Below are 14,854 nucleotides of genomic sequence, written 5' to 3' on the forward strand. Positions count from 1 at the left end.
AGCTTTTCTTAATTAAAACTCAATAAATAACGATTACATTTCAAGTCCCTTTAATTTCATATTGGTACTTCAAATTGTCATTTAACTTTTTTGTGATGTACCATATTGGGAGATTTTTTGATAACATAGTACACAGGGTGATTTCTGTATTCAAGTACCATCCTATCATATAATTTCATTTGTTTCTCCCAATCTTCATCACTAAAGAATCGACCTCGTTTCTCCAAAAATCCTCTATTTGTTTCTAAAAAGATTTTTAACTTAAAATCAAATCCTCTTTTCTCAAGTTGTTCTTTGACTAATCGTTTGTCTTTGTTAAAATTTTGTGATTTCATATACTATTTTTTGAAACTTTAATGAGAGATTCAACACCTGTAAATCCCAATTTTTCTCTTTAATCTGCCGTTAATAATTAGTCCAGGGAGACATCATACCACATATCAAAAGTCAAATCATTAATAGATTCATGTGCTTTCACTTGAGGCTCAGGAATAAGTTCATCAAATCTTACACCCAAAAGAGACTCCAATTCATCAATTCTCTCAGAGGGGTCAGAAGATTCAAACTCAAAATCATCCGATACATCAACTTGTGTGTAACAAAAAATGGAAAATGAGCACACAGCGGTAACTTTTTTCATAATATAAAATTTAAATTGTTTAGCGGAGTTTGAAATTTATACACTCCAAGGTTGGCACTATCTTTATGCGGCAATCGATAATTCGATTTTCGCTTGTTCTCTTTCTTCAAGACGCTTTGTAAGACGTTTATTACAAAAATCAATTGACTCATGGTCAACGTCCCACCCGAACCCATTTCTACCATTTAAAATTGCCGATTCCAGTCCTGAGCCACTGCCTACGAATAAATCCCCTACATTTTCACCCGGATTACTATACCCAAGGATGAATTTCTCATAAATGTTAACTGATGTAGGAGCTTGGTGATAAAATTCATCTTCCACATCTGCGTATTCTGACTTTTGAAATACTGACTCAATAAAGACATTAGTAATTGATGACTCAGGAGATGCCATTGAATAACCTTTACCTCCCGTTGTTCTTGATGAACCAGGAATCACTTTGAACTCACCAATTGAAGAGGGTCTTGTAACGTCATTAAATAACGTTTCATTTGCTGGTTTTAAACCTGCTACGATGATGGTTTCTTTTGAATTCAGAAATCTTGCCACGTGAGGTGTAGCCTTTTGATTTGTCTTCACAAATGTGTTTACATCATGGATATACCACCCATCCTCAGCAAGTGCAGTTTCTAATTTGGTACAAACACCTTGATAACCATCTCTGTAAGTCTCACCAATGATAATCACAATCACTCCATTTGGAAGCAACTTTCTTTTAGCTCCTTGATAAAACTTAACCTCGTTCTTAATGTAATCAGCCAAGGTTTCTTCCTGACCATGGATAAAATAATCAGGTTGATTTCTGTATTCACGAAGCTGAAAATATGGTGGTGATTGGATGAACATTCTCATACTTCCATCAGGGATATTTGATAGGTCAAATGACGAAGTGTTGAACAAATGAAAGCTGACGTCATTTACTTTTCCTTCATAGTCTCTACGTTTTCTCTCCTCGATTTTAGATTCTTTCTTAATCTTATCTTCAAGTAAATCATGTGCTTTTGAGATGGTAAATAGTCCATTTTCCAATCCAGCCATAATTCCTACCTTATTCCCTGGATTCTCATCTTCAAACCATTTGATTTCCATTAACTTTCTTAATGTTGATGCACAAATTGAAAGGTCTAGCAAGTGGCAAACCAACTCCCATCTCCCTTTACCAATAAGTCCATAATGTTCATCCTTGTCGATAAAATCAAAACCCATTAAATCTCTTTTCTTACCTTGAGATTTCCCGATAAGTCCTAACATATGCTCTCCATAATGCATCATCTCACTGTATGACATTTTGGTTCGCTGATTACTGGTTAATCTGATTTTTACCACATCCTCATCAGGAATGTTAATGTGCAGACATTGCAAAGTTTTCAATCCTAAGGATTTCGCAACTTCCAATCTGACGATTCCGTCTGTAACATAAAAGGTATCTCCAACAAGATTACCAAGTAGTGGTGTAAACTGACCCAATCGATTCATGGTGTATTCGATGTGGTCCTTCTTTTTTGGTTTCACAAATTGCTCAAGCAAAGGGTGAATTTTGATATTATCGACTTCGATAACTTCAACATTAATTACATTTTTCATGCGTTAAAATTTAATTGTTAATAAATCTGATTAAAAGTTGGTAAAATATTTTGTCAACCATATTTGGGTCTTAAAAAACGGACTTTCATCCGTCTCGTTTTTTTTAATTCTTTCCTGTGTTAAGATATGTTTGATAGTAGTTATCCCACAACTCAAACCTTAACGCTGTTTTGATGAACTCGTTCTTGTCACTAAGTTTGAACTCAAAAACCCACGCCTTACCATCAATTGATGCAACATGGTCAGCTCTAACTGCTCTGGCAAACTTTTGTAATTGTTTCCAATCCGTTACTTGTTCAGCTTCAGTCATGAGGTAGTCTTTAAGTACTTTTTTCATGGAAAACTCTAAACCCAATTTTCCTTTCAAGCCAAAAGTCTTCGAGACCTTGATGAACTTGTTACCGTCATCATCAATCCAGTTTAGTTTGACCAAGTCATATTCATCACCGTTAGCCTTCTTGGTAATCGTTTGATAGCAATCAGGTTTAAGAACCATTGTTAGTCGTCTTACGCGAATCTTCTTTTCTTCAATTACTTGAAATATTTCTTCCGGTGACATCGAAGACTCAGAATCTTTGAATTCAAGTTTCGATGTGTAAAAATTCAAAACATCTTGAACCAGTCTATCACGTTCAGCAAACACCTTCTTTCTGAACCCATCTAAAATATTAGCGGAGAACTTACCTGACTCGTATGCAGAAATCATTTGAGGTAATGTCATACCTTCAATTTCATCAGCGGGAAATGCCATGAATGACTTCCCATTAATGAAGTCTAATGTTGCCAAATCCTCTGTCAACATCTTAAGGTTTTTATTCTTTACCTCCTTATTATCCGAATCCTTATTTTTCATTCCCTTGTAATTTTTTACAAATGTATATGAAGTTTTATTTTCATACAAATTATTTTGTCAACTTTTTTCTTCTTGTAATTTAAACGAAGACCAAATGTGCCACTATTCAATTGAATCGTTGATTTCGTCTATAATTTTTTTATGTCATGAAGGTCCGTATCCATGTGTTTTATGATAGTTCCCCGGTGAATTCCTGAATATTTGGATATACTTGACTTGGAAATGGGGATACCTTTGGCTTCCATCTCCTCAATTGTGGCCCTAATTTTCAGCTTGCTTTCGTTCTCTTTTAATACCCCTCCAATCTTACCGGACACCTTACGTTTGTTAAATGTAGCATCACAGTTCTTATTGTAATGGATACGCTTTAAGACCGGCTTGACCTTAGAGTTTCCAAGGAATGTTGCACCATTATATACGGTATCAAATAAACCCATCAGTTCACGTAGCTCCATCTTCTTATTACCTGTATATTCCTCATTCACATGATATAGATATGATAGGAGTAAATGTTTATCGGCAACCGGATTAAGGAATATTAACTTATGAATCATACTGGTAAACGTCTTATGTTTCAAATCATCCTTTATTAGATATTGAAAACGTATCTCAACGTAATTAACTTCATTATAATCTACTACTGGATTCTTTACATTTACTGGTGTTTCCAGTATCAATTGCTCTAAAACTTCCTTGATTGGAATAGGTATAAAAAGTTCTTGAGGTGCACAATGGATACGTATCATATCACCATTATATATTTTATCTTTCAACCGGCAGTTAACTACCTTATTCCTGCCCTTTTTAAATGATTCCATCGGTATCTCGATTTCATTCTCGTAGTTATAGAATAAATCAGGGTCTGAGGATATAAACATAGCACGTGCAATACCACCAGCATTGGTATCTATTTTCTCATTAACCAATATGTTATCAATTATGTATTGCCGAGCAATAAGAAAATCATTCTCGTTCTTGAGAATATTGGTCACCTTGAAGAAGATAGAAATCCCACCTCCACTACATGATATACATATAAGAGAAGCTAGGTGACCGTATTCATCGATGAACCGGTCTTTTAGTTTTTGAGAATTGGGATAATCATCAATATCAAAGTAGATGTACGATGATGGTGCAATCAGATTATAGTCCGATTCTTTTAGATTCCGAATCCTTACCAAACAATTGGGTGTAATGTAAGGTAGGTAACTCTTAGGGGTTGAATAATCCATTCCGGTTCTTCTAAGTTCTCGAACCTTTTCGATTTTAAATTTCTCAGGATTATTCTTTATCAACCTTACCAGTGTAGATAAGTCGATATGTCTTTTTGGGTAAATGTTTTTAATACCACCATTGAAATAAGAAAACATGTAAATAAAAATCCCTCACTATTTCACCGGTAGTGGACGGTTACTTTAATGAGGGGGAGTACTCTAAATCTTTATGGTATAAATCAGCTCCACTACAAACTAATTCTTACCTTTTTAATAAATATATCGAAAATGAATAAAAAAGGGAAGGCTCCAATGCTAAGGAATTGCTAAGAAATCTAACCCCACTTCCTGTAATTTAAAGGAGGTTTTTGTCGTACCGGCCATAGGTGTAACTTCCAACAAGTGAAAAAAATGAAATTTGGGATGTTGGTATCACCAGCCACAATTCAAGGTCTATTTTAGAACAAATTTCGTCGTAATTTGGTATAGTGGGAATTGACCCATGTTCGAAACTCAAACCATTTTAGAAAAAATGACAGAAAATGACATTTCCTCAGATGAATATTCACCGGCAAAAGGTACAATTACTTCATTGTCCCAATTAACCAAGGAACAGTTTCATGACCTGTTGTCAAGTGACCATCCATCGGCAAAGAAATACCGGGATTATGCAAAGAAGGAGTTCGATTACAGGATGAAGTCTTACCAATCCCTTAACGACTTCTTCAATCATAACTCAAACACATAATATTAGAGTATACCTTGAAATGTGAAGCTCTCACATGTAGAAATTGAACAAAAGATGCAGCATTCTAGCGTATTAAGGCATAATTTTAGGGTTATAACACCATAAGTCTAATATTATGAAAAAACTAAGTATTCTATATGTTCGTACCAGTTCGATTGACCAAAACTTAGATAGACAACGAGTTCAAGAGGCCAACTACGATAAGGTAATAGAGGACAAAATCTCAGGAGCGGTTGCATTATTTGAAAGACCCGGTGGAAAGGAACTATTCAAACTAATCTCAATGGATTTGGTAGGTTCTGTATCCTTTTGGCAAATCGACCGCTGCGGTCGTGACCTGAAGGGAATTGTTGATTTTCTTCATTTTATGGTCGAGAGGAAAATACCAGTTCATTTTATTGAGCAAGGTCTATCAACTCTTAACCATGATGGAACTGAGAATCCAATTTCAAAGATGTGTATTGCCATGATGTCTGTAATAGCGGAAATGAATCGTAACATGATTAAGTCGGCACAGAAAGAAGGAATTGAATTGGCAAAACTGAAAGGCAACGTATTTTTAGGAAGAAAACATGGTACCAGCGAAGACCCGCTAAAATTCTTATCCAAGTCAAAAAATAGACGTGCAATGGAATTACTTAAGAAGAACTACAAATCTGTTGAAATATCAAAGATTACTGGTCTTCATATCAATACGATTACAAAGGTCAAAAAATTGATGTTGGTAATGTAAATGAAATGAATCATATGTGGTGTGGTTGCCGAGACCCAAAGGATATTTGTACCTATCCTGGTAACATGAACTATAAAAGGGGTGCCCATACGGAGTCCCTGCTGGAGGTCCTGGAGGAAGTCCCTAAACCGGCCCTCCCTTATATATGAAATACCTTCGTTTTTAGACCCCGGTCAATTCCCCGTTTAAAATCCGGCCCAAATTTTAGTGGAAATTGGAAATGTCTACCCGCTAAAACCTTACAAACACCTTTTAAGGTGAAAACCCATTTTAAAAATTTTGGCATTTTTTCCGGTATTTATAGTAAAGAACATTTATGAAAAATACCATCAAGAATAAGACTATTTCGAAGAAAATCATTCTCTCAGAATCCCAATTTGAGCGTTTATCTCAGAACATAATAAACGAATTGAAAGTAAAGAATACACGAAAATGAGATTACAAGGATTTACTCAGATAGAAGACAATTTTGATAGCGAGAATTTGTCAAAATTAAAGGTCTTGAATATAACATTTACTAACCCTGATGCCTCGCATACAATTGGAAACCTTGAACTTCTAAAGGAGGTTAAGTTCTATCAAGCGTTATTCTACAAAGTATTGGAAGAACTAAAACTGGAAGAAAATGACATGGTAGCAATTACAAGTACCTCGTTGAAAGAACTTATTTTTAATCTATCGATAATTTCATCAATCCAAAATCAAAACATTGAATTTGTTAATGAAAACATGTTCTATACCGGTCCGCTAAGAAGGAATATTCATTTAAGTGATGAAGACTTCGAATTCAATCTCGAGGACTACGACTTAGACAATTTGGATGAAAGTCGACACTTGAATAGGTAAATTAATTTGTGCTTTAATTCAGTAAAACTTCATTCTTTGAATTCTAACTGCATTTAGTATTGCCAATAGTGCAACTCCAACATCAGCAAATACTGCCTCCCACATAGTAGCTAAACCACCTGCGCCAAGTGACATTACAATAATTTTTACAGCAAATGCCAATACAATATTCTGAATAACAATACGATGGGTTGCTCTTCCTATTTTTATAGCAGTTACAATTTTTGAAGGCTGATCTGTCTGTATTACTACATTTGCTGTTTCTATTGCTGCATCACTTCCCATTGCCCCCATTGAAATACCAACATCACTTAATGCTAAAACAGGGGCATCATTAATCCCATCACCAACGAAGGCAATTATTTTGGATTTGTCTTGTTTTAATTCTTCTACCTTTTGTACTTTGCTTTCGGGCAATAAATCACCAAAGGCAGACTCTATACCTATGTGCTTTGCTACTTTTTGCGTAATAGAATTTTTGTCGCCACTAAGCATTACAATTTGAGTAATACCATTTTGGTGCAATTGCTTAATGGCTTCCTGTGCATCTTCTTTTACTTCATCGGCAATGAGCACATAACCTGTATATTGATTATTTATGGCGACTACCACTATGCTTTCTATAATTTCATCCAATTTCGTATCGTACCTAATACCGAATTTATTTAACAGCCTGGTATTGCCGGCCAACACATCGTTGCCATTTACTTTTCCTTTTAAACCATGCCCGGGAATTTCTACTACCTCCTCTGCCTGATACATCTTTGTTTGGTTCTTTTCATATTCGGCTATGGCTTTGGCAATAGGGTGTGTTGATTTTGCTTCCAATGCTGCCAATGTTTTGATGAACTCACTTTTGTCCATTCCATTGGTTACAATTTCCTGTACTTTAAAAACACCTGCTGTTAATGTTCCTGTTTTATCCATCACCACGGTATTTAGTTTGGTTATAAGCTCCAGGTAATTTGAGCCTTTGAAAAGAATACCGTTTTTGCTGGCTGCACCAATGCCGCCAAAATAGCCTAAAGGAATGGAAATGACCAAGGCACAAGGACAACTGATAACCAAGAAAATTAATGCCCTGTACAGCCATTGTGCAAATACATAATCGCTTACAACGAAGTAGGGAATTACAACCAACGCAACGGCTAAAAAGAATACAATGGGTGTATAGATTTTTGCAAACTTTCTTATCAATAATTCTGTTTTTGCTTTGCGGGCTGTTGCATTTTGCACCATGTCTAAAATGCGTGCCAGTGAACTGTCGGCAAATTTTTTGGTTACTTTTAGTTCAATTACTTTATCAAGGTTTAGCATACCCGCCAATACCGGGCCTCCTTTGTAAATTGATTTTGGTTTGCTTTCGCCTGTAAGGGCTGCTGTATTGAAGCTACTGCCATCACTTAGCATTTCGCCATCCAGCGGCACTTTTTCACCCGCCTTTATTTGAATAGTTTCGTTTATTTGAACTTCTTCGGGTTTTACATCTTCGTACCTATTATTTCTAAAAACACTGGCAGAGGATGGACGAACATCCAATAAGGCTTTAATGTTATTCTTTGCTTTACTGACTGCTGCACTTTGAAACAATTCTCCTATGGCATAGAATAACATCACGGCTACGCCTTCTGGATATTGCCCTATGGCAAAGGCCCCTGAAGTTGCCAAAACCATTAATGTGAACTCTGTAAAGAACTCCTTTTTAAGAATAGCTTCCCAACCTTCTTTTATTACAGGAAAGCCAACTGGCAGGTAGGCCATTGCATACCATGCAAAGCGAATATATTGTGTAAAAAAAGCAGGCTTAAAATAATTATCTGCGGCAATGCCAATAAGCAGCATACTAAAACTGATGATAGCCGGAAGATATTGTTTGAGTATACTACTTTCAGCTATTTCCGTTTTTTGAACAGGCTTACTGTCATTTGCTTTTATGTCATGTAGCAAATTATCTGCACCAGCTTTACCGTACACTCTATCTTCTAAAGTACAGCAACTAATCTTTCCTTCTGCATCGTAGGTATGAACGTGATTTGGATCTGTATTTATCATTTTTTTCCGTTTAATTTATTATGCGAGGAAATGTAATCCTTAAGTTGTTCCTTCAGGGTTTTAAGGTATTCTTCTAAATATAAGATACAGATTTCATTTTTATTGGTTTCACAAATCTTGAAGGGAGTTTCATCCAAATATTTGTATAGTTCAGGATAATCTGATTCAATCGTTGAAGAGATTGAGATTATTTCTTGCATAAGTTGATTTACATTTTTCATTGATTTTTATTTTTTCATGTTTAAAACTTCATTTTTCGGTATTCTTTGAACATCGGAGAATTGTGTTGTGTTTGTCATAATATACTTTTATTATTCTTCTTCGCCCCCTGCTGCTTTTGATAGAACATAGAAAGCACCTTTGGTAACTATCATCGCATCTTTAGGCATTTCTTCAAGCGGTGTTATTTCTACATAGCCTAATTCTGTTACGCCTGTAATTACTTCAACCTTTTTAAACCGGATACTTTTTTCAGGATTGGCACCGATAGCTTTTTCACTCTTTTCTTTAGGCCCTTTTTCTTCTGTGTTTTCTTCCTCCCCACTTACTATAAAAATGAACGTTTTCCCTTCTGCATTTACGACTGCATCAACAGGAACAGCCTGCACCGTTTGATTGCCTACATTAATCAATGCAGATACATACATACCAGGCAATAACCTGATGCTACCTGTATTGTTTATTTTGGCATGAACAATTACGGATTTGTTTTCATTTTCGAAGGACTGATTGATGCCGAAAATTGTACCAGTGATTTGCTTATTGTTTTGATTGGTAAGAATGAACACCACTTTTTGCCCGCTCTTCACCTTGAACAAATCTTTCTCGTACACCTGCAAATCGCAATGCACCTGCGAATTATCTACAATATCCATCAGGGATGTTTGCATATCTACATAGCTGCCGGTCTTAATTCGTATATGCCCTATGACACCGCTGATGGGTGCAATAATTGGAATTTGGCTTACAAATTTACCATTGGCTACGGATGCAGGGCTGATATTTAACTGCTGTAATTGTGTTTCCATTCCCTGCATCCTTGCTTTATCTGTTTCGTATTTTGCTGCTGCTTGTTGAAATATCTTGCCCGTTCCTGCACTTTCGGTATTGAGTTCCTTTTGTCGTTGGTACTCCTGGCCGGTATAAACTAATTCCTTTTTGAGCATCAGGTAATCCTGCTGCAGCTTCACTATGTCTGTATTTTCTAAAATCGCTACTGTTTGGCCCTGGTGAACAAAACTGCCTTCTAATACCAGCACTTTTTTAATAATGCCGGAAACCAGTGAATTTACATCGGCTTTGTTTTGAGGGGGAACTTCCAGCTGACCGCTTGATTTTACCACACTGTTGAGGTTTTTCATTTCTATTGTACCTAACTCAATGCCCACGGCCTTCATTTGTTCTGCGGACACTTCTATTGCTGCTGTATTTTCTTCTTTTGCTTTAGGCACTTCTTTTGTTTCCGTTTTATTGCTTTGCTTGCAGGAAGAAAAAATAATTGCACTTGCAAAAAATGTAATTGCACCGATTGACTTTATATTAATTGACTTCATTTTATTTGTTCCCTTTTAAATAGTTTAACAATATAATGGACTGATTGAACTGGTTTACTGCATCGGTATATTGCAGTTTTGTATTGATAGCGGTTTGCAGATTTTGGATATACTCCATGTAACCAATTTCACCTTTGGTATATGCCGTGTTTGAAATACGGATAATATCATCCGCCTGTTTTAAACCTGTGGTTTCGTAGTATTGTAAACCTTCCTTTGCTTTCAGGTATTCGTTGTACTGAAGAAGATAACTGCTTTGCAGAAATAGCAGTGTTTGCTGCTTCTCTGTTTCAATTAAAGTAGTATTTATTTGAGCAGCCTTAATTTTTGCTTTTTGTGAGCCGAAAAATAAAGGAATACCTATGCCTACCTGTAAACCTGCTATCCTTGTGCCAGGGAAATAATTACGGTTAGTTTTTGCAGGATCAAAACCACTAACAACCATTTGATGGTAGTAGCCTGCATTCAAATCCGGTAACAATTTGCTTTTTTCAACCTTTACCTGTGCTGTATTTACATTCAACTTTTGATTGTAATACTGAATTAATGGGTTTGATTGTATAGATGCAGTATCAGCCATAAAAATATCGGGCAATTTTGCCAACTCATTTTCTTTTGGCATAATTGGCTCGGCTGAGTTCAACCACTTTTGCAAAGCCAACTGATAACTGCTTACAGTAGTATTTGCCTGTTTCAATTGTAAAAGGTTTTCTTTGTATTTGCTTTCGGCTTGCATTTTCTCCAACTGATTAGTTTCACCTGTATTATAACGAAGGGTAGCCCTTTTTAGAAAATTGCTGTATATGCTATCCTGCTGCTGCAAAAGTTTTACTCTTTGCAAGCCATACAACAAATTGTAATAGGCTGTGGTTACTTCTTTGATAATTTCATTTTGCGATAGCAGCTTTGATTTTTGAGCCAGCATAGTTTCCTGTTTCAATAGTTTATTTTGATTGGCATACACTGTTGGAAAAGAAAACGTTTGAGTAATACCAATACTGTTATCAATATTTCCGCCACTGGTAGGGTCCTGGGTGAGTTGTATGTTTGTTTTATCAGGACTAAAGCCGGTCTTTTGCATTACCTGCGATTGCTGAATGTTTAAGTCTGCTACTTTCAGTTGCAGATTATTTTTAAGTGCTATATCAATGCACTCCTGCAACGTTTTTTGATTGCTTTGTGCATAAGTTTTTCCTGCAAATAAACCGATAAATGTAAACAGCACTAACACAACCGTAGTATTGACAGGTGGCTTTGCTTTATTCATTTTATTTGGTTTGAAATTGATTTTAGTGTTGAATAAAATATAAAGTGCCGGAAGCACCAGCAGGGTTAATATGGTAGCGGTAATTAAACCACCGATCACAACGGTTGCTAATGGTTTTTGTACTTCACCACCTGCACCTGTAGAAAGTGCCATTGGCAGAAAACCTAATGATGCTACCATAGCTGTCATTATTACGGGTCTTAATCTTACTGCTGTTCCTTTTCTAACTCTCTCATATATGTCGGTAATGCCTTCGTCTTTTAACTGGTTGAAATAACCTATCAATACAATACCATTTAATACTGCTACACCAAACAAGGCAATGAAACCTACACCTGCCGAAATGCTGAATGGCATACCTCTTAACCATAATGCGATGATGCCTCCAATGGCTGATAACGGTACGGCAGTAAATATGAGAAAGGATTGTTTTAGACTTTTGAAGGTGATGTAAAGCAATATTATAATGAGCAATAACGCTACAGGAACTGCAATTCCTAATCTTGCCTTTGCTTCTTGAAGGTTTTGAAACTGACCGCCATAGGTGTAATAATAACCAGCCGGAAGTTTAAGATTTGCATCTAAAATGGGTTGTATTTCTTCCACCGTGCTTTCCACATCACGACCATGCACATTAAAGCCTACAAAAATTCTGCGTTGGCCATCTTCATGACTAATTTGTGCGGGTGCTGTTTTAAATGAAATATCCGCTACCTGGTTAATAGGCACCTTATTTCCAGATGGTAATGGCACATATAGATTTTCAATGTTACTGAAATCTTTACGCAAATCTTTTTGTAACCGCACCACCATGTCAAACCGTTTATCCCCTTCAAACACCACACCTGCAACATTACCTGCAAAAGCAGTTTTCAGCACCATGTTTACGTCACTGATGGTTAACCCGTATTGGGCAATTTTATCACGGTTGTATACCACCTGTATTTGAGGCAGTCCACTTACTTTTTCTACGAAGGGCTCACTTACTCCTTTTACATTTTTGATAAGCTCTGCCACTTTATTTGCCTGTGCATTCAGGATTTCCAAATCGGAACCATAAATTTTTATTGCCACATCCTGTTTGATGCCTGTAATGAGTTCATTAAACCGCATCTGCATGGGTTGTGTAATTTCAAAACTTACACCGGGTAAAATACTTAGTGCCTCTTCCATTTTTTCCATCATGGCTTCACGGGTATTTGCCGATGTCCATTCTTCTTTCGGCTTCATGGAAAGCATCATATCGCCTCTTTCGATGGGCATAGGGTCGGTAGGTATTTCAGCACTGCCTATTCTTGTTACCGCCTGTCTTATTTCGGGGAATTTATCTTTTAATATTTTTTCTGCCTTGCTGAATGTTTCTACCACCTGTGTTAATGATGTGCCTTGTTCCATCCTTATTTCAACTGTGAGGTCGCCTTCTTCCAGTGTAGGGATAAACTCACCACCTAAGCTGTTGAACAATATTATGCTGCCAGTAAACAATACTGCCATTGTAAACACAACGGTTTTTTTCCAGCGTAAAGCCCAACTCAGTATAGGTTCATAAAGTTTTTGACAAAAGCCAATTATTCTATCGGAAATATTCTTTTTATGCGTAGTTTTTTTACTTAGAAAAAGAGCACTCATCATTGGCACATAGGTTAATGAAAGTATGAAGGCACCCAATATTGCAAAAGCCACAGTTTGAGCCATTGGCTTAAACATTTTCCCCTCGATGCCTACTAACGCAAAAAGCGGCAGGTAAACAATTAAGATGATGATTTCGCCAAATGCTGCACTGCTCCTGATTTTTGACGCAGCTTGAAACACTTCATCATCCATTTGTGATTGTGAAAGTTTATTCAAACCAATATGATGATGCTTGCTCATGTAAATTCTGTGTACAATTGCTTCTACTATGATTACCGCACCATCTACAATAAGCCCGAAGTCAATAGCTCCTAAACTCATCAGGTTGCCGCTTACGCCAAACAGGTTCATCAGTATTATGGCGAAGAGCATCGCTAAAGGAATTACAGAAGCTACAATAAGACCCGCCCTTAAATTACCTAAGAGCAAAACCAATAGGAATATTACAATTAAACCACCTTCAATTAGATTTTTTTCTACTGTACCCATTGCCCTGTTCACTAATTCGGTTCTATCAATGAATGGTTCTATTACTACACCTTCAGGCAATGATTTTTGTATTTGTACCATTCGCTGTTTAACGTTGGCGATTACCTGTGCAAAGTTTTCACCTTTGAGCATGAGTGTAATTCCTGCCACTACTTCGCCCTCACCGTTTCTTGTAACTGCTCCGTAACGGGTGGCAGTACCAAACTGTACTGTTGCTACATCACGGATTAAAACGGGTATTCCGTTTATAGTCTTCACAATAATTTTTTCAATATCACTCAACGATTTTACTAAGCCTAAACCACGAATAAAGTAGGAATTGCTTCGTTGCTCTATATAGCTGCCTCCGGTGTTTTCGTTGTTGCTTTCTAAGGCTTTATAAATTTCAGGAATGGTAATATTCATTGCATTGAGCTTTTCGTTATCCAAAGCAATTTCATACTGCTTTACATAGCCACCCCAGCCGCTCACTTCTGCTAAACCCTCTGTACCAGCTAACTGCCTGCGGACAATCCAATCCTGCATAGTACGCAAATCGGTAGCAGTATATTTGTTTTCATAACCTTTTTTAGCATGAATGATATATTGATAAATCTCGCCTAAACCTGTTGTGATGGGTGCTAAGGTGGGTTCACCCAATCCCTGTGGAATTTGTGCTTCTGCTTCTTTGAGGCGTTCGCTTATCTGCTGTCTTGCCCAATAGATGTCGGCATTGTCTTTAAACACAATAGTGATTACCGAAATACCACTACGACTAATACTCCGCTTTTCAATTACATTGGGAATGTTGGCCATCGCGAGCTCAATAGGAGTAGTTATGAACTGTTCTACTTCCTCTGCGCCTAATGTTGGGGCTTGTGTAATTATCTGTACCTGATTATTTGTGATGTCAGGCACAGCATCAATTGGCAACAGCATAGCGGATATAACGCCCCAAATAATGAGTACCAACGTGAATGCACCAATTATAAGTTTGTTCTTTATTGAAAACTGAATTATATTTTGAAACATTTTTTTCTATTTAGTAATATGACTGTATTTATGCATACTCCTTTTGGCAAAAGCTGCTAAAAAAATGATACAATAAAAGGGTTATAAAATTGTACTTAAATACTCTTAAACCCAACGACCGTTTTGCCTATTGGATTTTTTTCTTTTTGCCATTATATAATGGAAAAAGATTAATTAAAAATGCCATACATGACATTTCTATGGCTATTCTACAATTTCAATAAAAGGA

Annotated in this window: 11 protein-coding genes; 3 read left to right on the plus strand and 8 right to left on the minus strand. The window is 36.6% G+C overall.

Annotation, left to right across the window (positions count from 1 at the left end; translation table 11 throughout):
* Positions 1-77: 77 nt before the first annotated feature.
* The 5 genes from V7S75_RS05205 to V7S75_RS05225 form a co-directional block, all read right to left on the minus strand.
* The gene (locus V7S75_RS05205) at positions 78-335 is read right to left on the minus strand and encodes a hypothetical protein (protein ID WP_459511959.1); all 258 of its coding nucleotides are present in this window, start codon (positions 333-335) and stop codon (positions 78-80) included.
* A gap of 77 nt (positions 336-412) precedes the next feature.
* A complete protein-coding gene (locus V7S75_RS05210; RefSeq protein WP_459511962.1) occupies positions 413-640 on the minus strand; it encodes a hypothetical protein in 228 nt (75 codons plus the stop codon).
* 63 nt (positions 641-703) lie between these two features.
* Entirely contained in the window at positions 704-2,227 is a 1,524-nt protein-coding gene (locus V7S75_RS05215) for a DNA methyltransferase (protein WP_223143237.1), read from the minus strand.
* Between the two features lie 103 nt (positions 2,228-2,330).
* On the minus strand, positions 2,331-3,080 hold the full coding sequence (locus tag V7S75_RS05220) for a hypothetical protein (RefSeq protein WP_269014319.1): 750 nt from the start codon (positions 3,078-3,080) through the stop codon (positions 2,331-2,333).
* Positions 3,081-3,208: 128 nt separating this feature from the next.
* Positions 3,209-4,450 carry a BT4734/BF3469 family protein gene (locus tag V7S75_RS05225; protein ID WP_459511964.1) on the minus strand — a complete coding sequence of 414 codons (1,242 nt, stop codon included), beginning with the start codon at positions 4,448-4,450 and terminating at the stop codon, positions 3,209-3,211.
* 346 nt (positions 4,451-4,796) lie between these two features.
* Between V7S75_RS05225 and V7S75_RS05230 the strand changes: the two genes are divergently transcribed.
* The 3 genes from V7S75_RS05230 (at position 4,797) to V7S75_RS05240 (ending at position 6,621) form a co-directional block, all read left to right on the plus strand.
* Complete coding sequence (locus V7S75_RS05230; RefSeq protein ID WP_459511966.1) at positions 4,797-5,042, plus strand: hypothetical protein; 246 nt, start codon at positions 4,797-4,799, stop codon at positions 5,040-5,042.
* A gap of 115 nt (positions 5,043-5,157) precedes the next feature.
* A complete protein-coding gene (locus V7S75_RS05235; protein ID WP_223143233.1) occupies positions 5,158-5,775 on the plus strand; it encodes a recombinase family protein in 618 nt (205 codons plus the stop codon).
* A 432-nt stretch (positions 5,776-6,207) separates the two neighbouring features.
* Positions 6,208-6,621: a hypothetical protein gene (locus tag V7S75_RS05240; protein WP_459511968.1), complete on the plus strand. Its 414-nt coding sequence runs from the start codon at positions 6,208-6,210 to the stop codon at positions 6,619-6,621.
* Between the two features lie 18 nt (positions 6,622-6,639).
* Here the strand turns inward: V7S75_RS05240 and V7S75_RS05245 are convergent, their stop codons facing one another.
* From V7S75_RS05245 to V7S75_RS05255, 3 genes are all read right to left on the minus strand, one after another.
* Entirely contained in the window at positions 6,640-8,673 is a 2,034-nt protein-coding gene (locus V7S75_RS05245) for a heavy metal translocating P-type ATPase (RefSeq protein ID WP_109323750.1), read from the minus strand.
* 311 nt (positions 8,674-8,984) lie between these two features.
* Positions 8,985-10,226 (minus strand): efflux RND transporter periplasmic adaptor subunit, encoded by a 1,242-nt coding sequence (locus tag V7S75_RS05250; protein WP_459511970.1) that lies wholly within the window; start codon positions 10,224-10,226, stop codon positions 8,985-8,987.
* A gap of 1 nt (position 10,227) precedes the next feature.
* Positions 10,228-14,625 (minus strand): CusA/CzcA family heavy metal efflux RND transporter, encoded by a 4,398-nt coding sequence (locus V7S75_RS05255; protein ID WP_109323756.1) that lies wholly within the window; start codon positions 14,623-14,625, stop codon positions 10,228-10,230.
* Between the last annotated feature and the right edge of the window lie 229 nt (positions 14,626-14,854).

The sequence above is a fragment of the Aquirufa sp. TARAVU-A1A genome (genome assembly GCF_054558675.1).